Below are 20482 nucleotides of genomic sequence, written 5' to 3'. Positions count from 1 at the left end.
CCTTGGGTCGTCCCCGGCTCGGTCGGGGATCCAGACGATGTGTAACAATTCGTCTCCTTACAACTACTTTTGTATCACTTTGGATGGAAATGGCCTACAAGCCGAAATCTAAATCCTTACTCTAACGTTGTCTTATATCTTTTCGTAGCCAGGGTTAAATCAACAACCATGGTTTTATTTTCGGCCCGACGCATTGACACCTCATGCACATACACGATCGGATTTTTGTCAATGGTGTCAAGCACGGTTACTAACTTTTCCATTGTCATGTTGCGAAATGTCGCGCGCAGCAGTACTTCATCAAACTGATCATTAACATTTTGTGCTCGCGCATCCCATCCTGGGTCTGGGGCGATGCCCTGTTGCTGCACAAACTGCTCAAAAAAACTTTTAATCGTAAAGCCTTGATTTTGATCAAGTAGCCGACGAAGACGCTCTTCTTCTTTACTCATACGTTCATTTTGTGCCAAAATCTGGGCAACTTTTTTAGTCAGCAGTTGAGACTGTTTGATCTGTTCAACATAGGCATTACTTTTTTTATGCACGGTGTACACAATTGTTGCGCAGCATGAAATAATGATCGCCAGCCATACAAAAAATATTTGCTGTGCCTGTTTTGAGGTAAGCGCTTGCATACGCTCGAGAATTTTTCCTACATAGTCTGTCATGATGTTACACCTCCTTTTGCTTGACATTGACGGTGAACAATACACCTTTTTCTTCCGCTGGCACTGCATTAATCTGCTCGGTCAGACGTACAAACGGGGAATCTTTAAAGCGTGTTTCAAGTTCTGCAAAATGAGTAAAATGTGCACTACCCGTCTTAGAGCGAAAATAACCTTCTACCTCACCTTTGGTGACTCCTTCATCGCTGTTGATAGTAACACGCGTGACAGTAACATCGAAAGTTTTTTTATCAATGACACGTGTAAGCTCGAGCAACATAGTCAACGGACGCATACGCTCTTTGGCAAACGGTGCCCATAAATCAACTTTTTGGTTAACTACACGTTCAGCCTCTTTGACAACCTTTGCAAGAGTCGGCTTTTTTGGAAACTTGCCGCGAGAAAAAACTTGTGCCGCTTTAATTCGTGCAAATTCTCGACGCTCAATTGCTTGAGCACGGTCTGCAACATATGAAACTTGTAAAAAACCTTTTGCACCCACCACACAGACAATGAGTATGCTGAGCAGGGCAACGCTGATCGCACGCTTTGCAATGAGCCTGCGCGTACGTGCTGAAACATTATCACGGCGCAAGTTAAAGTCTGCGAGGTTAGGCGTGCTAAGTGCGCTGCCAAGCGCAAGACTATAGTCGATACCCTGCGTAAATGACATTTTTGTTTTATTTTTTACTGCCTTGGTTTGAAAAATACGCTGCCAATCAAAAAGCTGACAAGTTATCTGTAGCGTGTCTGCTGCGAAGGGAATAACATTTTTCATCTCATAGGCTTTGCCCAAAAACAAAATCATGTTTACGCCTTCGTAAAAGTTAAGCTTGAGGCTAAATGAGTTAAGCGTAAACTGAATCTCATTGAAAAAGTTGATAAAATGTTTGTGCACAGCTCGTGCGTATGAGTCTTGCCCAGCAACAGGAAAACTGTTGTTTTTAAGCTGGGAAAGTACTTGGGCTACTGAAATATCAGCATCTTTGCTGACATGCTGGGCAACGGTTGCAAGGCCACGTTGGATGTAACGAGTCAGGCGAATTTTACCATTTTGTAAAAACGCAACACGCGTTGAGTGCATACCAACATCAACCAACGCACTTCCTTTTGCGATATCAGCATACTCTGGTATTTGGTGATACAAACTGTAAAAAGCAAACAGGTCTATGGTGACCACGTCAGGATCTATGTCTGCATCGTGATACAGAGCAAGCACTTCGTCTAAGTCCTCGCGCTGAGCAACCGCAACCAGTACGCTTGCTGAGTTTTGCTCTTTGTTTTCGTCGGTCACAATAAAATCTATAACTGCCTGGTCAATATCAAATGGCAACATTGATTCGACTTCATAACGCAGTACCAGGCGAATTTTTTCACGATCAACAAACGGAAACTGCAACTCCTTAAAAATTACCATTGATGAAGGAAGCGCAATACGAATTTGATCAATATCTTTAAGCGTCACCTGCTCTATGATTTTTTTAAGCGCTGTGACAGTACGTTTTTTTTCTGACACATCTTGGTTTTGCTCAATAGTTTGCGTCAAAAGTTTTTGTACCTGACTGTGTTTTGACTTGGCATATACCTGTGCTGCAAACACTTGGTCTTGTGTTACTGCAAGGCTGAGTATAGTTTTTGAGATGTAGCGCTTTTTCCCATAATATTCTGGAAAAAAAATCTCTTTAATCATGCGCTCACCCTTTCACCTTGGCTGGCATCACCATCTTGCTTACGGGCAAGGACCGGGTTTTTTGATAAAAATTCCTTAAGCCTGTTACGACGTAGCGTGTTTACTTCTGGCTCGCTTGAGCGAGACGGCTTTTTTGTTCGATCAGCCGATAAAAACTCACGCAAACTTTTACGCCCCCGACCCAAGCCAAGTCGGTTTGACTCTTCCTGCTCTTGCACAGTGGTCTGGGCAGGGCTTTGTTCACCTAACATTTGCCTGAGCGCTTTGCGCTTGTTTGCAAGTGGATCTTGACTCGGCTCCTGCTGCGTGTCTGGAGACTCATCACTTTGCTGCACACTGCCACCGAGTAATTTTTTAAGCTGCGCACGCTGCTCCTGCCTGCTTGGCCGACGCTGCTGGGCTACATGCGCAATTTGTTCTTCAAAGTCATCAGCTATTTTTGTTGTGCGCGGAACAAATACCGGCCCTGGCTCTGGCATCGGCTCTGCTTTTTTCTTTTTTTCTTCAACTGGTTTTGGCGCAGGTGCTACCGGTGCATCAGCTTTTGGCAGAACAACTTTGCGTTTTTTCTTTTTCTTATCAACTTTTTTAGTTGGCTGGGCATCTGGCAATGTTGGGGCAACACTGTGCTTAGCGCTGTATTCTTTTTCGTATGAAGCAAACCCAGTTGGCTCTGGCACTGGCTCAACATCCAAGCGAGGCTGATGAGCAGACGGTGCAAACTCAGTGTCTATTGCTTGCGGCACACGACCACTTTGTTGATTTGCATACGCTTGCAGTTGCAGATCGTAGGCTTCATCACGAGCAGTATCACCAACTTGTGCTCGATAGAACGGATCATTTTTAATGTCAACAACCGTTGGCTGGTAACGCGCATTTGCAAAGTCAATAACCTTGTGTGAGTACTGTTCCTTTGTAGGATTGAAATACCAGTTGTGGATTGGATCAATCGTATCTTTTGTCTCAATGGCCTCTTCAACATCCTCAGTCGCTTGATGCAACTTCATCTTGGTGTACAGGTTCATGCCTGGCGTTTGACGAGGCTTGACAATCGTTGGTGACAAGAAAAAGAACAGGTATTGCTTGAATGTCGTACGTTTTTTTTGTTTAAAAAACCAGCCTAAAACAGGAATATCACCAAACACTGGTGTCTTTTGAAGTTCGTCGCTGACACGGCTTTTAACAAAACCACCAAGTACGAGCACCTGGCCATCAGCAACAGTAACGTTTGTTTTAATTTCTTTGTCAGTTGTATCGCCAACAGGACCAATGTCGGAAAAGTCTTTGATGTTTGCTTGAATATCCATACGAATAATACCATCAAGATTGATTTGTGGCGTTACTCGAATGGAGGTTGCTGCTTGTTTACTGATAAAACCAGTACGACCTTCTGCTTCTTCTTCCAAGATTCGACGTGTTTCACCAACGGTGATGGTTGCCTCAGTTTTATTTGCCGTGGTAATAAATGGCTGTGACAGCACTGAGGTGTTGGTGTGTTCACGCAGCAAACGCAGCACACCCCAAATGTCACCAACTTTGCCAAACGTCATTGAGGTGACACCTTTTGCACCAACCACTTGATCAATTAAATTACCCAACAAGCTAACTGGGTCACTTCCAGCAGACTCAAGCGTCGGAACACCTGTAAGTGGTATTGTTTGTGCATCAATGTTGCGGCCAATTTGCTGATGTTTTTTGTTTCTAAGCATACCACCAAGTTGTTTGTTGTCATTGATATCAACGGTGACAAACAATGTTTCAATCGCAACTTGGGGCTGCGGCTTGTCAAGGTCTTGAATCGTCTTTTTCAGCAGCTTCCAGTCTTGCTTGTCTGAGGCATATACAATAAGTTTGTTGCCATCTTCGTCTACGTCAAAGGTCATCTGTTTAAAGTACTTCACCCCACCACGAATTGAACCATACTTACCAGCAGGACTACCTGGCGGTGACTTGGTAACTGATTGCAAAATCTGCGCTACGTGCGAAGCACTCACATGCTGGAGCGGATAAATGTGCAACGGAGACTCAACTTCTTTAATTTCTTTGTCAATTTCGTTGGTAATAAAATCAGTAATTTTTTTAATATCTTTGCTGTTACCCATTAAGATCAGTGAGTTAGTACGCTCTTCACCAACAATGCGCGTTGTTGGTGAAAAATATTCGGTCGTTCCCTCAGACACTTTGCCAAGCAAGCGCGCTAATGGATTGCCATCTGGCTTTCTGATTAATGCTTCAAGCAACTCTTTTGCATCGACCGCGTTAACGGTTTTGAGGCGCATGACGGTGACTTCTTCTGGCAGACCCATTTGGTCAAGCTCGTTGATCAACTTCATAGCTGCTTTGATGTTAAGCGATTTATCAGTAATGATAAATGCGTTCATCTCGCGCTGGTCAATGACAGCGCTCGGCGTTGAAAGCATGCTCTCAAGCAAACTACGCATATCGCCTACTTGCAAGTTTGAAAGGAACGTAACATAGCGAATAGTTGTGTCGTTGTCTGGCAATGCTGCAAGTGGTACGTTGATATATGAAGGCAAAGGTTCAGTCAACTTTTTATCTTTAGGCACAAACTTGTACAAGTCGCCGATCTTGACCATGGAAAAACCCGACATTTCAAGTACGGTCATGAAAATGTCCCACGCACCCTCAACATCAACAGGCTCACGAATATTGAGCGAAATTTTTGATGCCTCCATTGTTTTTTCTGGAATAATGTTAATTTTTTTGAGTTCAGCAATGTAGTTAACAAAATTAACCAGGTCCGTGTTGTCAAAATTGAGATAAATATCTTTTTTTGCTTTTTCAGCCTCTTCTTTTTCTACCTGAGCTTTTTGCTTCTCGGCTTTTCGCTCTTCTGGCGTTTTTTCCTTGGCAAACGGTGACTGAGGCATCTCTTCATCAAACGCAAGATCGTCAAGCGGCTCAAGTGCTTGTACAGCCTGCTGGTCCTCCGCTTCAAGCACCGACGGAATAACCAAGCTTTGAGTTGGAGCAACTTGACTCATATCAACTGTTGTTGTTGCTTGCTGCCCTGCAAGTGGCATAGCTGCCGGTTGAGCCACAGATGCATCAAGACCTAATGATGTTGGAGAAAATTGATCACCAGCGGCCGGTGCCACTGGAGGTTGCATCATTGACGGATCAAGACCAAGAGCAACAGGAGGCGGCGCTGCAGCTGTCTGTGAAGCTGTAGGCATAGCAGGTATTGGAGATGGCGTTGGCGCTGCTGGTGGCAATAGTGCCGTAGCAGCACTTGCACTCGGCATAGCTGGTGCTGGCTGCGGCGGTATTACCATAGCGTGAGTGCTGGCAAGCAGACCAACTAAACAAGAAAAAACAACTACATGCATCATAACGTCTTAACCTTATCGTGATCTCGAGTTATACACACGAGATTGCAAATTTTCTAAAATGCGCTTGCGAATATCCGTAACTGACTGCTTGTGTCGCTGGGCAGACTTATGACGCTGCTCAAAATCACGAATGTTCTTTTCACGTTTTTGTTGCGGACTCATAGCGAGTTTACCAAGCCCTTGATCCTGTTCTTGCCCTGGTGCTTGACCAGGCGCCTGTGCAGGGTCTGGTGGACCACCAAACAACAATTGGGCCTTGGGTTTCTCCATTTTGACAAACTTATATGTCTTTGAGAGTGGCTGGTTTTCGCGCACAATATCGACAATCGTAATGCCACCTTCAGGCAATTGCACGATGGTGTCATACACCGTCATACGATTTTTAAGATCGGTAATATCAAGTTGATTAACCGCTTTGATAATATCATTTGCTTGCAAGCCAAGCAGTTGGCCAAGTGAGTTTTGCTCCAGTGTTCCAATACGCATACCAATTGCTTGACCTTGTTGATAGGCCATGCCAATGACTCCCATGCGTTCTAAAAAGTTACCCACCTCTGGCACTTCCTGTGCAAATGAGGTTGGATCAATTTCATAATTTTGATCATCAACTTTTCTTATGATGTGCTCCCATTTTTGTGGGCTTGGCATTGCTTGCTCAGCATCATCTTTACGCAAGAAAAATATCTCCTGCTGTCCATTTGCGCGCAACAGGACAATACGGTTGTGTGCAACTTTTATGATCTGGCCATCTTTAATGCGTTGACCAAGGCGATACATGGTTTCTTTGCCACTTTCGTCTGCAACCATAACCACACTATCTTTTTCTTGGCCTGCAACAATAATACCCTTCAGCGTTATGTTAAGCGCTGGCACAAAATCTTGCTTGGGAAGCTCAGGCGGTGGTGTGACGGGGGCCTGCTTGGGCTCTGGAATTGGCGTCACAAAGCTTTGTTTGACGGGTTGGGATTGCTGTTTGACATATGTGTCAAACAAATCGTTTTGGTAAATTTTTGCCCAACTTACCGCACTTTCAATTTCCTCCTGCTCTTCAATTTCGTCAACAATAACTTTTGCTTGACGCCAAAGCGGAGGTTCAACGCGTAAGAGCTCACTTACTACCAAGACAAGAAAAAATAAAAGCAGCAATGAGCTATTAACAATCCATAGTCGCTGTGTCATAATTTTCTTATCCTTTATAGTCTACGAGCTTACGTTTTCATGTCTTTTGCTGTCAAGAAAAAACGTAAGGACACTATCAATATCATGTTACAACGATAAATGCAACTAATCGGCACAAAGTTAAACTATATAAAAAAATTTTGTGTATCGTTGCATACCTGCAAACTATTAGTGACCGCGTAACAACAGACCTCTTGGTAACTATAGCGCACAACGCACAAAAAATACATTTGCAAATTTCTCAAACGTGAGACAGACTGATTGAAATTTTGGTTTCATCTGCCGTGTCACATTTTTATCAGAGGAACAAACAATGATAAAAATAAAAAAATTGTTTTTTGCAGGGGCATTTTTTTACATGAGTATGCTGACAACAAAACCTGTCGTCATTTATTTTAATGGAAGCTCAAGCGCGGGTAAAAGCGCTCGCGTTGAAGCGCTCAAAAAGTTTTTCCCCCACGCAATAACCAAAAAATTTGATGAAGAAATTTGGATTAAATCCTATAACAGAGAGTTTATCCAAGATTTTTTAGAGGCACACAAATATCTTTTTAGTGGAGAGGTCCCTTCGCCACATGCATCTGCACTCACCGTTCATAATTTTCTCATCAAACAGGATCCCCCACACGATAATGTCATGCGAGTCATGCGCGAACATGGACAAAATCGCTTTCAGGTTAATGCTATTGCAATGCACGAAGAAATAGTAAAGCTAGCACATCAAGGCCATGATGTGATTGTTGATACAACACTCGACCACTGCTGCAGTCAAGAAACATGGGACGCGTGTATTAACTTCATGAAAGAACAAAACATTGATTTATTTATGGTGTTTGTTTATTGCCCCCTTGCTGACTTGGTCAAGCGTGTTACAGCACGCAATAACTCTGACATGGATTATGCTCAGCGTTCACTTGACGAAGTTATTGGTAGTTTTGCGTCAGTGCTCAGCCCATCAACTAAAGAAAATTCGAAGCTTTCAATTTCTTATAGAGAAATAACGACTCTCTATGAATACCAAAAACAAGAAACGCCGTTAATGCGCACAAACCAAATGACCCTTAACAATATTATGCGTAAATTCAATCTTACAAGCAACAATAAGCAGCTCATGAATCAAATAAACGGTGCTTACGTCCAGCCTTACTTTAAGCATGATATGATCATAAACACCGAGGAAACAAGGCCTATCAATGAAACCACACGAGATAGCAGCATCGCCAAAAAAATAGAAGCCGATGCTCAAGATATTTATTCTGCAATACAAAATCGCAGCTAACAGATAAGGCCAGCTCTGCTGGCCTTCTTTTTTTACAAGCTAATAGCTAAAACAAACTCTGCAAAACAGCCACATATTTTCTTAGAACCTGACCAATTTGATCAAGCATATCAGGCTCTTCTTCAAAAGCTTTTTCTATAAGCAAATTGACAATGCTTACATCAACGTCATTGTGATGAGCCCAAAAGATTAATAACTCGCCGTACTGGTCATAAACAAGCGGATCAGCCCCAAGACTGAGCAGTAAGCGTGTCATGTCAGGATCATTATTTTTTACGGCTATAACAAGTGATGCGGACTCTATTGACTCGTCGTCATCGCCCAAAGAAATACCGTTATTGACCACAATCTTTTCGGTTTCAAACAAACGGACCACAGCAGCCCTATCGCCACGACGAACTGCATCAATAAAATCTGCTTGTTCACGATACAGACGTATTGCAAACACCTGTGAAAAAAACGGGATGAGCAATATGCTCAGAGATTTCGCTGGCACCTTCATAGCTGAGTGGGGGAACATTTACACATCTGGATGAGTAGCGGCATCAAAATAATGAACATCAGTATGCCTACACAATCTCCCCTTGATATACGAGTATAGTCGTTGTCGTCATACTTAATTGGTGCCAGTGTTGGCTTTTGCTCATCACTGCTTTGCTGCAATTTTAGTTTCTGCTCATCTAAAATAGTGACTACATCAAAAAATTTTGCTCTTTGAGCAACTTCATATAACTGAGTAGCATATTTCTGGAAGAGGTCTGGCTTATGCTCAAGCAAAAGTCTAAGTGCTTCTAGCTTTCGTTGTTCAACTGCTATGACTACAACTGGGGTACCATTTTTATCAAGCGTAAAGACATTAGCGCCAGCCTCCAGCAATTGCTCAAGTATAGCGGTTTGGCCTGCACTCATAACCTTAACTGCAATGCAAATAAGCGCATCATTGCGCGCCTTGTCTTTGTTGCGCTTTATCCACAGCGGATTATTGTGATCTGCAAGTGCTTGCGTCATACCAGTTTGCCCATCTTCTTGCACGCCATGGTTAACGTCAATACGGCCAATTTCTAAAATCTCTTTAACAATATCCGTCTGTCCACCCCTAACAGCTTGAACCATTTTTGCCTGAAGTGCTTTGGTTGAACACCCTTCAAATCTACCGGCCTCCAGCTTTGCCGCTACCAAACAAGCAAACACCAGACAAGCAATTTTACTCGACTTCATCATCTACCTCTCAATTTTTCTTGCTTTTTTTGCTCTGTTTTTTCCACTTCTTTTCAATGGCACGGCTAATTTGCGCATCGTCTGTTACCTGAAATGGGTATACTAAATCTTGGTTTAAATGATTACAGTCTGCCCCACACTCAAGTAGAAGTGTGACAAGAGCAGAGTGCTTTTTAAACGCTGCATAGTGCAAGGAAGTATTTTCCCTGTTGCCACGTGCGTCAATATCAGCATCGTACTCTAAAAGTCTTCGGGCAACACTATAATGTCCAGCCCAACACGCCAAATGAAGCGGCGTATTATCACTTTTCGTTCTATTGTCCTTGCCAGCGCCCGACTTAATCAGCAAAACAGCCATGTCTTCATATCCCTTCAAACAGGCTAAATGCAACAATGTTCGTCCCCGCTTGTCAACAACATCAATGTAGGGGTTATAATGACTACAGATTTCATTCAATACTTGCAGAATAGACGTATTATTCTTTTTTACTGCATAATGCAGTGGCGTATACCCCTTCTCATCTTGTAATGAAAGATTGGCCCTGCCTGTATACACAAGCAATCTAAAAATTTCACTCAGCCCAAGCATACAAGCATAATGTAGGGGCGTTCTTTTTTTCCAGTCTGCTCGATTGAGGTCGGGCTCAAGTGCGAGCAGTAAAGCAACCATATCGTTTCGCCTTTGCATAACCGCATAATGCAAGGCAGTCTGCCCAGAATAGTCTGACGAGTTAACATGCACATTGCCCCGCGCAAGTAGTTCTTTCATTGCTTGTAGATCACCCTGTTTGGCGGCAACCAAAAGTGTTGCTGCACAAACTGGATGCACACTCAGACAAAAAAGCAACAAACATGTTTGAAAAATAGTCAAAAACATAGTATCTCTGTCTAACCCAAAACACATTTTTAAGTAACAAAAAAAAGTACGTGAACTTTTCCTAAAAAGCCCACGTACTCTATATCTAGAAAATTTTGACTATTAAAATCAAGTATTTATGGGATGATAGACCATCATACGTCAAGATTACGCACGAAATGCGCATGTTTTTCAATATACATGCGGCGATCACCAACACCTTCGCCCATCAGTGACGCAAACCACTGATCTGCTTTGAGAGCATCTTCAATATCAACTTTAAGCAGCATACGACGAGCCGGGTCCATTGTTGTTTCCCACAGCTGCTCAGCATCCATCTCACCAAGACCTTTGTAACGCTGAATGGTCATAAGTGATTTGGCAACTTTAATGATGGTATCAGATAAAACAAGCAAACCTTTATCACTATGCGCGATATCCTTGTTGAGCATACCAAAACCCCACGCTAAACTATCAAACGCTTGTATCGGCTGATAGATAGCAACAAGATTTTGCGCGCTACTGGATGCAAAGAAGGTATAGTCAACTTCCCAAATTCGCTTATGCTCCTTAAACACAACCATAACTTTAGGCTCTGGCTGCTCGTCACCTTCAAGGGCCATATCTTCTTCCAAGTTTTTCTCTGTATGTATGCTAACATCATAGTTTTTGAAAAATGCATCAAGCTTTTCGCCCAGCTGTTCTGCTGGCAGACCTTGACCCTCTTGAGGATGTTCCTGCAAAAAGGTTACAAGTTCGTGACAATGGTGACGAGAGATTTCAAGCTGCTGACTGGCTTGATCAAGTTGCTGTTCATATGCAAGCAAATCATCGAGCAATTTTTTCCATTCGTCGGTACCCATTTCTTTACCATCAAGCTCCAGGCGTGTTTGACCTGCCGCCCATTCGAACAAAAACTGTTTAAGCTCAGTTTCGTTATTCAAGTAGCGCTCGCTTCTCCCAAGCTTTACTTTGTACAGAGGCGGCTGCGCAACATATAGATATCCCATCTCAATGAGAGGTTTCATATAGCGGAAAAACAACGTCAGGAGCAAAATACGAATGTGAGACCCGTCAACGTCGGCGTCAGTCATGATAACAATTTTGTGATACCGTGCTTTTTCAACATTAAAATCTTTGTTGCCTATGCCAGCACCCACAGCAGTGATGAGGTCTTTAACCTCATTGTTAGCCAAAATGCGGTCGAGGCGCGTTTTTTCAACGTTTAAAATTTTACCACGCAACGGCAATACCGCCTGAGTAAAACGATCACGTGCTTGTTTTGCTGAACCACCTGCAGAATCACCCTCAACAATGAACAGTTCCGTTTTAGACGCATCAGCCTCAGAACAATCTGCAAGTTTGCCGGGCAAGACAGACGTTTCAAGCTCACTTTTACGGCGTGTCAACTCGCGCGCGCGCTTTGCAGCAGTACGTGCTTGCTGGGCCAGCAATGCTTTTTGTAAAATCTTTTTTGCAACCTGAGGATTTTCTTCAAAGTACGTATCCAAAAATGAATACACCCAGGAATCGACTAAACCTTTAACTTCACTGTTGCCAAGTTTTGTCTTGGTCTGACCTTCAAACTGAGCCTCAGGAACTTTAATGCTCAACACCAGAACCATGCCTTCACGCACATCATCACTTGAAAGCGGTTGGTCTTTAATGATGTTAAATTTTTGAGCATAACGATTACAAATTTTTGTCAGAGCGGAACGAAAACCAACTTCGTGTGTTCCACCATCAGTCGTACGAATATTATTGACAAAACTGTGCGTCTGCTCGGAATATCCTTCATTGTACTGCATGGCAAACTCAAGTACCGTTGTGTCATCATCCTTGAAAAACTCGAGAATCTCTTTGAACAGCGGAGTCTTTTTACTGTTGATTGATTCAACAAACGAGGCAATACCACCTTCAAAGTAAAAACTGTGCTCTTCGTTGCTACGCTCGTCACTGACATTAATGCGCAATCCACGATTAAGGAAAGCATGTTCACGAAAACGTGCAGACAAGACGTCAAAATCAAAATCTGTTGTTTCAAAGATGCTTGCGTCTGGGGTAAACGTAATACGCGTCCCACGCTTATCGGTTGTACCGATTTCTTTGAGCTGTCCTTTTGGTATGCCCCTGCTGTAAAACTGTTGATAAATTTTACCGCCAGAAAAGACCTGTAGCTCAAGATCAGATGCAAGTGCGTTAACAACCGAAACACCAACACCATGCAAACCACCAGAATAGCGGTATGATTTTTTCTCAAATTTACCACCAGCATGCAGCTTGGTCATAACAACCTGCGCCGCTGAAACTTTTTCAGTTGGGTGAATGCCAACAGGAATACCACGGCCATTGTCCTGCACCGTACATGAACCATTTTTATGCAATATCACATCAATGGTGTCACAATGTCCGGCCATTGCTTCGTCTACAGAGTTGTCAACAACTTCATACACGAGATGATGCAGACCCGCAGCGCTTGTTGATCCAATGTACATAGCCGGCCGTTTGCGTACGCCCTCAAGACCTTCCAGGATCTTAATAGCACTGGCACCGTACTCGTTGGCAGTCTTGTCATCCTGCTTCTTCACTTTTTCGCTCTTGTTTTCCATAGAACCAACCTCAAACACGATCGTTACTTTCCGCTGTATAGCCCCACAAATTCACTTTTGTCACACATTCAAAATAAATTAGATTAAATATTTCTTATTTTACAAAAATCTTGTACGCTCTTAATTCAATAAGCTAGATAAAGGCGAATTTTTATTATGTTTTGTAGTATACCAAACCAAACAGGTTGTAGCAAAATATGACCATCCCAGACGATAAAAAAGATTTTTTTATGCAAAAAGCCTTAAAACAAGCACTCCGTGCGCTTGAGCATGAAGAAGTCCCCATTGGTGCAGTTGTTGTCAATGAAAAAGGAGAAATCATTGGTCGCGGGTACAACAAGACGGAAAAAAAACAATGCCAAACTGCACATGCAGAGATCATCGCCATCGAAAAAGCATGCAAAAAAAAAGGTAGCTGGAGATTGAACGGGTGTTGGATTTATGTTACTCTTGAGCCTTGTTTAATGTGCTTTGGCCTGATTCAGCTGAGTAGATTAGAAGGAGTTATATTCGGAACAACATCAAACTTGTTCGGTTTTCGAATCAATAAAACTGACTCACTCCCCCCATATGCGAAAAATTTACAAATCGTTGAAAATGTGAACCAGGAAGAGTGCGTCCAATTGTTACAGCACTTCTTTAGAACAATTAGAAAAAAAGGGAAAGGTACATCATGAAGCAAAGAGCTCAATTTCTTGAAAAAATTAAGCACACGCTTCTTGAAAGAAAAAGCGAGATGCTTGCACATCTGAACGAGCAGGCAAACGATAAGGTGTCAGATGGACAAGTTCAAGACACTGGCGACGAAGCACTCTCGCTATCTATGGAAAAACTTCAAAATTCTATTCAGCAAAGTGAAATTGACGAAATTCGCCTCATAGAAAACACCCTTTCACGCATAGAAAAGGGCGAATACGGCGTTTGCACAGACTGCGGCGATGTTATTTCTGAAAAGCGCCTGGAGCACTTTTTGTACGCTGCACGATGCATTGTTTGCCAGGAAGCATTTGAACAGTAAAGGCTTTATCTGGAGCATTTTTCGTGATATGCTTGCAAAACACGCATAAAATGCAACATGCCGGTGTAGCTCAGTGGTAGAGCAACTGATTCGTAATCAGTAGGTCGTCGGTTCAACTCCGGTCACCGGCTCCAGTGATATCGCACAAAAACCAATAAAAAAAGCCTTTATTTGGCCAGGGTTTTGACATTTTTTGATATCGCTATTAAGATGGAATACGATATTCGGGTAATGCAGGATACATTGTAACAAAAAAAATTACAGGTTTGTAAATTTATGAAACAAAATATAACGTTTAATATTCATGGCGTAGGTCGCAGAAAATCATCCGTCGCTCGTGTATGGCTCAAGTCAGGCAAGGGTTCTGTTAGTGTTAATGGAAGAGATTATCAAAGCTACTTTGATACTGACCTAACCAAAAGAGCTGCCGTTATGCCGCTCAGAGTTTGTGGACTTGAAGGCTCCTACGATGCAAAAATAACAGTCACCGGTGGTGGACTTGTTAGCCAATCAAATGCAGTCAAACTCGGCATCGCACGCGCACTTCTTGCTGCGAACGAGTCGTTAAAACAAACCTTGAAAAAAAATAACTTCCTAACCGTAGATTCTCGCGTTAAAGAACGTAAAAAATACGGTCAGCGTGGAGCTCGTAGAAAGTTCCAATTCGTAAAACGTTAAACGTTTTTTTCCGCTTTACAATTTTTTATGCATTACACAACAAGAGCCGCTTAGCGGCTTTTGTTTTTTTCATTGAAGTGTTATTGTTTTTTTGTATTTAAATACCAGAAGATGCTCATGTGTGGAATAATTGCATATGTCGGTACAAAGCCTTGTAAACAAACCATCATACACGGTCTATCAAGACTGGAATATCGTGGTTATGATTCGGCGGGACTTGCCTGCATTGACGAAAAACATAAGCATATTTCGTACCACAAATATGCTGGAACCACGACAACCACCTCTCCCGTTCAACGACTTGAGCAAACAGCTACGATTAACGGCCACATCGGCATTGGCCATACGCGATGGGCAACACACGGTGTCGTAAATGAAGAAAACACACATCCTCATTTTAACTGTCAAAAGAATATCGCCGTGGTGCACAACGGCATCATTGAAGGTCACGAAAAAATTAGAAAAGCGCTAATCGAACAAGGCCATGATCTACACTCAACAACCGACACTGAAGTTGCCGCACATTTGCTCGGTAATCATCTAAAAAAACATAATGACCTAAAAACGGCTGTCATGGAATTTTCACAAGAGCTTCATGGCGCTTACGCATTTGTTTTTCTGCTAGAGAAATATCCCGAGAAGCTTTTGATTATGCGTCGCCGTTCACCGCTTGTTGTCGGCATTGGCGAAAACGAAATGTTTGCTGCCTCCGATTACCTAGCATTTTCTGACAAAACGAACAAAGTCGTTTTTCTTCCCGACGACAGCTTTGCCCTGCTGAGTAAAAACAATATTGAGCTGTACGGTTTTGATGGTAAGGCTCTACAGGTCATAGAACACAAAATAAACTCATTATCACAAAAAATTGATAAGCAAGGCTTTGATCACTACATGCTCAAAGAAATTTACGAGCAAAAGCATGCGATCACCCGTACCATTTCATTTTACAACTTGATTGGCAGTACAAATAAAACAGCCAACAAAGACGATCTGACAAAACCATATGAACCAAATTATACTGATGCTATTTGGCGTCAGCTTACGCTCAACCCCAACGAGGTGGGTCGCCTAAAATCCATTAACATGATTGGCGCTGGTACATCATGGCACGCTGCACGTATCGCTCAATTTTTCTTCGAATATATCTGCAAAATTCCAACACGTGTCCATCTAGCATCTGAATTTCGCTATATGCCATTTTTTAAGGACACCAACAGCACGTACATCATGATTTCACAATCAGGTGAAACGGCAGACACTCTTGAAGCGCTCAAACTTATCAGTGGTTACGACCAACACTCTATAGCTTTAACCAATGTCGCCTCAAGTTCAATGGTTCGTGAAGCACAAGGCTTTTTGCCTATGCAGGCGGGGCCTGAAATTTCAGTTGCCTCAACAAAAGCATTTTCAACACAACTTGCAACACTCTTTTGGCTTGCCAACCGCATAGCTCTTGAACGTGGCATCATTGATGAAAAGCAGATGCACGACGCTGAGGGTGACCTGTTCATTGCTGCTGAAATATTGGAAGCTTCGATTGAAAACTATAAGCTTGAGATTACGCAAACATTGGCAAGTCAATATGCAAAGTATGATCGCTTCATCTTTTTGGGCAGACACATTAGTTATCCATTTGCCATGGAAGCTGCGCTCAAGCTCAAAGAAATTTCATATGTTTTTGCACAACCCTATCCGGCTGGCGAGCTCAAACATGGGCCTATCGCGCTCATTGATGAAAAAACGCCAATTTTTATTTTCTCAGTACTCGATGATTTGATTTACCAGAAGCTTGTGTCTAACGCACACGAAGTTAAGGCACGTCATGGTCACTTGGTTGTGTTTGCATTTGAAGGGCAAGACGAACTAATTAAAGCAGCCGACACGGCTTTTGTCATACCACGTGTCAACCCGCTGCTTGCGCCACTTGCTATGACCGGTTTGATGCAGTTTTTTGTTTATCACATCACGTGCGTTTTAGGTTGCCCAATTGACAAACCGCGCAACCTGGCAAAATCAGTTACTGTTGAGTAGCACTAAGATTCTTTTTCTATGATACCCTTCTTAGCTCGCTTTGCACGGTGATTAAACTCGGTGAATAGTTTCATAATCTTTTCAGCCTTGTCATAACGCTCGCGATAAAACTCGATCGCTTGCATTTCTTGGGCAGTACGCTCCGAGGCAGCGTCTTGATTTTTACATACCGCTTGAAGCTGCGATTTTGTAGCAATAAACATGAGTGATGAAAAATTTGATGCCAAAATGGACGTATCACCCTCTTGGATGGTAATGGTATAATGCTTCGCGTTTAGTGCCTTTGCCAGATTACCTGCAATACGTTCATCATTACCAAGTAAAATGTCTCGTATAAAAAACGTTACACCAAGATTATCTGCCATGAGACACATGTCAGAACGCGAGCTTTGTTGAGCAAAAATTTTGCATAACCTGCCTGCACTTTTTTCATCCTTGATAAATGCATTCCACGCTTCTTGCGCTTTAAAAGCATTATCTAGTTGTGTATAAACTTGCAGAGCTCTCTCACGTGCCCATGCCAGTTGTTGGTCAAAGTTTTGACTCTTGAGATCTTTTTCTTCTCTATGATTGAGCATACATGCTTCTACATATTCTCGACGAAAACGAGCATTAACCTCTTCTCGTGTTTCATCCTCATCGCCTTCCATGCAATCTTGCCCATCTAAAATACTATAGATTTCATGGGCATTATTAACCAGATCTTCGTCAATATGCGCTTCCCTTGCCAGGAACAAACTGACCATTTCAGATCGCCCACTGTAAACAGCGCTTTGCAACTCATCGGCAAAATCTATACCTTCATACGAACACAATCGTCGACATTGTGCAATGTCATTTTGCTCAACAGCCATGAGCAATGCAGTTTTTCCATTATCATCGGTTTTGTTGCAGGCAAACGTCTCTCCTTGATAGCCACCGAAGCGCACTTTAGACGGTACAAACTCTTGCGACTCATCTACTGCTTCACATACATGAAATACCTGTGGATTTTTTTTCAAGCAACTTGCACGTAAGCAGGGATTCTTGTTTGTATCAACTAAGATAACTGGATTAAAATCATCCTTGTATTCATCGTCTTCACTACCCGGAAGCGATGGAGGTAACACGTTGGTTTGATCGGTAAACACATCGCTGGCAAGCAATACAAGTATGCCTGCACAAGCACACGCATATGCATATAATCCTGGACGTTCTTTTTTCTGTTGTACAAGGTTGTGACAAACACGTGTAAGCATTTCTAGCGAATGAAGTACATTTAAAGTCTTACAATATTTGGCATGCCCAATGTAGCGTGTTTTTATTAGTGCCAACAGTGTGCTTACAACAGGGAGCACAGTCTTTTTTATTACCTGATTTGCGACCACACAATCATGCTGACAAAACTCACGTGATAAATCACACTCATCGCCAAATGCCCTTTGCAACAAACAAAATCCAGAGTACGTCCCCTCAATACAATCTCCTAACAACAAACCTAACTGCGCAAGCACATGAGCAATCTGATCTTGCCCATGACCTTTACACAGTGTATGTAGACTAACACCATCGTAAGTAGCATTAGCCAGCGCAGCAACCAAACAAGCAACATCACAACTATCTGAATAAGGATCATCTTCAAGTTTATGCGCTGCATAAATATTGGTCGGCACTTGAAACAACGCGCACGCCTGCTGTACAGACAACATGAAGTCGGACGCTTGCAACGGCATTGCAAGAAACAGGAAAACGAAAAAATATTTGGCCATGTAACTAACAAATATAAAAAATTAAATAGACTTGCACACCTTCTGAGTATCACAAACAAATTTAAAAGCGACAACACTGCAGATCTGATAATCAGAAAGTCTGAGCAAAAGAGATAAGAATTTACGATTTCTTTAAAATATCCATCGCTCTATTGTGATCTTCACTACTCAAGTATTCCTTGAACCATTTCGTTATTTTTTCTGCTTTTTCAGCATTCTCCTTTAAAAAGCCAAGCGTCTCCAATTGTTGGTCGTTTGATTTCAGCAAATCTCTAACCTTACTACCCTCTTTTTCAAAATGCTCTTTACTACAAGTGTACATAATCCCCGCAAGATTCATTACCTTCAACTCTTTGGTCTCAATTTTAACGTTTTCGTTAAATTCCCACCTATGTAAATACTTTAGATGCTGGATAAATAAACGATTATACACTTGCAATACTTGGCATATTTTTTCAACACCTTCTTCATTTTGTAACAACCCAACAAGATCATCATTCTCGTGCCTGCGGCCAAGTGAGGCAAAGGCCTTTTTAATGCAGTCCTGCACTTCACCCAAAAGCTTGGCCTTCTCATCTTTGCACAACTCAAGCTCAAAAAAATTGTTAATCTTTACAATTGCAACCTCTAAATTCTGCAGTTTTGATACCGTTGCACCGATATATGTATCATCATTAAGCAAAATAGCTCGAACAAACCGCTTATTTTTTAAACTCCCTACAACAACCAACCGAGCATTGACAGAGGTCAACTTGGCAACCAACTGACACAATTTGGCAGCCTTTCCCTCACGCGAAAGGGACTGGGCTTTCTTCACATTCTTAACTCGAGAAAAAATCTTTCTTGCGCGATTCTTCATCCATTCAAGTTTTTCATTCGATTCTTTCTTCTTCATACTCAACGTCTCTGGATACCTTGCTAAACATTCTTCAATATATATGTCTCTATCATGCTCACGAGCCCCTCTCGATTTCATTGCAGAAATTCTATTAAAACGACCCGAAAAAAGTTCAAATTTCTTGCTAGCCGCGGCAACCATATCATCGGTAATAGTCGCCCCAGCCCCCAAAAGCAACTGAACAATTTCAAACTCTCCATACTCGACAGCATAACTCAACGCACTCTGTCCACTTTTGTCTTGTATGTTTAAGTCAATCTTCTCCCACGAAAGTAGCCGCCTGACTTCGGCTTCATTATTTTGCTGTACAGCCCGTATGAGGTCTGTTTTGCCTTGTTCATCAACACGATTACAACATGCTAAATCTGATGTACAGTCACAAAAGCGTACTTTGGAAGGAACAAGAGTTTGTTCCTCATCATCATCTTCATTACTATGAAACCTCTGCTGCGTGCTTTTTAAGCAACTTGGTTTTTTACATGGATTAATGTTTGGATTGACAATAACACGCGCTATAAGATTATCATCATCGTCCTCATCATGATCATCTGCATTGCTACACTCACGACAAGGAGCCAAACAATCTTTGATTAAAATAAGCAACGCAACCACGCTCTGGATAGCATAAGCTGCATGCCCAGCAGTAGACTTTCTTTGCTGCGCCAACTTACAAAGCATACGTGTTAAAAACTCAAGAGAATGTAGGCAAAAATACATTTTACTTTGATCTGCACCAGAGTAGAAAGTCTTTGCGGTTGTAGCACCCAACACTAAAAGTGGATTAATAACCTTTCTCAAAAATTGATTGTTTACAACCAATTCAAAATCAGAAGTATCTTCTTGCTCAACATCTTCATTACTCAACAATTTCTGACACAAACATAACGCTGAATCAAAAATATCGACAAGGTCATTGACGAGCAAGGCAGCTTGCATACCCAGATGCATTCGATCAAAGCAAGATTCGTCATCCAACATACGGCCAAGCCCTAATCCATCATGACACATATTCATTGCCGCTGCGGCTAACAAAGCGCTCTCAGACTCTTTGGAGTGATGACACTCTTCAGCTTTGTGACTCATATACATATTTGCAGGCAACTGCAATAATGCACATACTCGCTGCAGTAGCAACGTAGTATCTGCCCTAGCAAAAGAACTAACGAAAAGTAGTACCCACCCAACACGCTTAACCATAAGATTTACTACATCATAAGATTAAAGAAAGACCCCACTTTGTTGAGTATGGCTCACACAAAA

Annotated in this window: 15 protein-coding genes and 1 tRNA gene; 6 read left to right on the top strand and 10 right to left on the bottom strand. The window is 42.2% G+C overall.

Annotated elements, in window-relative coordinates; genetic code table 11:
* Positions 1-116: 116 nt before the first annotated feature.
* The 4 genes from H6679_02030 to H6679_02015 are packed head-to-tail and all read right to left on the bottom strand — an operon-like array spanning position 117 to position 6887.
* The gene (locus H6679_02030; protein MCB9493030.1) at positions 117-668 is read right to left on the bottom strand and encodes a hypothetical protein; all 552 of its coding nucleotides are present in this window, start codon (positions 666-668) and stop codon (positions 117-119) included.
* Between the two features lie 4 nt (positions 669-672).
* Positions 673-2355, bottom strand: a complete 1683-nt coding sequence (gene pilM / locus H6679_02025) for a pilus assembly protein PilM (protein MCB9493029.1) — start codon at positions 2353-2355, stop codon at positions 673-675.
* Positions 2352-5708 carry a hypothetical protein gene (locus H6679_02020; protein MCB9493028.1) on the bottom strand — a complete coding sequence of 1119 codons (3357 nt, stop codon included), beginning with the start codon at positions 5706-5708 and terminating at the stop codon, positions 2352-2354. The genes pilM and H6679_02020 overlap by 4 nt, the downstream gene beginning before the upstream one ends.
* A gap of 12 nt (positions 5709-5720) precedes the next feature.
* Positions 5721-6887, bottom strand: coding sequence for a hypothetical protein (locus H6679_02015; GenBank protein MCB9493027.1), 1167 nt, complete (start codon positions 6885-6887; stop codon positions 5721-5723).
* A gap of 313 nt (positions 6888-7200) precedes the next feature.
* On the opposite strand from H6679_02015, the gene H6679_02010 reads away from it, so the two are divergent.
* On the top strand, positions 7201-8166 hold the full coding sequence (locus tag H6679_02010; GenBank protein MCB9493026.1) for an AAA family ATPase: 966 nt from the start codon (positions 7201-7203) through the stop codon (positions 8164-8166).
* 46 nt (positions 8167-8212) lie between these two features.
* On the opposite strand, the gene H6679_02005 is transcribed toward H6679_02010, so the two are convergent.
* The 4 genes from H6679_02005 to gyrB form a co-directional block, all read right to left on the bottom strand.
* Positions 8213-8668 carry a hypothetical protein gene (locus H6679_02005; protein ID MCB9493025.1) on the bottom strand — a complete coding sequence of 152 codons (456 nt, stop codon included), beginning with the start codon at positions 8666-8668 and terminating at the stop codon, positions 8213-8215.
* On the bottom strand, positions 8665-9384 hold the full coding sequence (locus H6679_02000) for a hypothetical protein (protein ID MCB9493024.1): 720 nt from the start codon (positions 9382-9384) through the stop codon (positions 8665-8667). The genes H6679_02005 and H6679_02000 overlap by 4 nt, the downstream gene beginning before the upstream one ends.
* 10 nt (positions 9385-9394) lie before the next feature.
* A complete protein-coding gene (locus tag H6679_01995; protein MCB9493023.1) occupies positions 9395-10261 on the bottom strand; it encodes an ankyrin repeat domain-containing protein in 867 nt (288 codons plus the stop codon).
* 134 nt (positions 10262-10395) lie between these two features.
* Positions 10396-12849, bottom strand: coding sequence for a DNA topoisomerase (ATP-hydrolyzing) subunit B (gyrB, locus tag H6679_01990; protein MCB9493022.1), 2454 nt, complete (start codon positions 12847-12849; stop codon positions 10396-10398).
* 197 nt (positions 12850-13046) lie between these two features.
* Between gyrB and H6679_01985 the strand changes: the two genes are divergently transcribed.
* The 5 genes from H6679_01985 (at position 13047) to glmS (ending at position 16576) form a co-directional block, all read left to right on the top strand.
* Positions 13047-13526, top strand: a complete 480-nt coding sequence (locus tag H6679_01985; protein MCB9493021.1) for a nucleoside deaminase — start codon at positions 13047-13049, stop codon at positions 13524-13526.
* Positions 13523-13867, top strand: coding sequence for a TraR/DksA family transcriptional regulator (locus H6679_01980; protein ID MCB9493020.1), 345 nt, complete (start codon positions 13523-13525; stop codon positions 13865-13867). Before H6679_01985 ends, H6679_01980 begins: the two co-directional genes overlap by 4 nt.
* Positions 13868-13926: 59 nt before the next feature.
* Positions 13927-14001: transfer RNA gene (locus tag H6679_01975), tRNA-Thr, on the top strand.
* A 142-nt stretch (positions 14002-14143) separates the two neighbouring features.
* On the top strand, positions 14144-14545 hold the full coding sequence (gene rpsI, locus H6679_01970) for a 30S ribosomal protein S9 (GenBank protein MCB9493019.1): 402 nt from the start codon (positions 14144-14146) through the stop codon (positions 14543-14545).
* Between the two features lie 117 nt (positions 14546-14662).
* Positions 14663-16576, top strand: a complete 1914-nt coding sequence (glmS, locus tag H6679_01965; protein ID MCB9493018.1) for a glutamine--fructose-6-phosphate transaminase (isomerizing) — start codon at positions 14663-14665, stop codon at positions 16574-16576.
* 2 nt (positions 16577-16578) lie between these two features.
* On the opposite strand, the gene H6679_01960 is transcribed toward glmS, so the two are convergent.
* Both H6679_01960 and H6679_01955 read right to left on the bottom strand, forming a co-directional pair.
* Entirely contained in the window at positions 16579-18264 is a 1686-nt protein-coding gene (locus tag H6679_01960) for a hypothetical protein (protein MCB9493017.1), read from the bottom strand.
* Positions 18265-18445: 181 nt separating this feature from the next.
* Positions 18446-20419 carry an ankyrin repeat domain-containing protein gene (locus H6679_01955; protein ID MCB9493016.1) on the bottom strand — a complete coding sequence of 658 codons (1974 nt, stop codon included), beginning with the start codon at positions 20417-20419 and terminating at the stop codon, positions 18446-18448.
* Between the last annotated feature and the right edge of the window lie 63 nt (positions 20420-20482).

It is taken from the genome of Campylobacterota bacterium (assembly GCA_020633995.1).
Classification (GTDB): domain Bacteria; phylum Babelota; class Babeliae; order Babelales; family RVW-14; genus JACKCO01.
The sequence above is the reverse complement of the archived record's forward strand: the minus strand, read 5'-3'. Positions and strand labels throughout refer to the sequence as shown.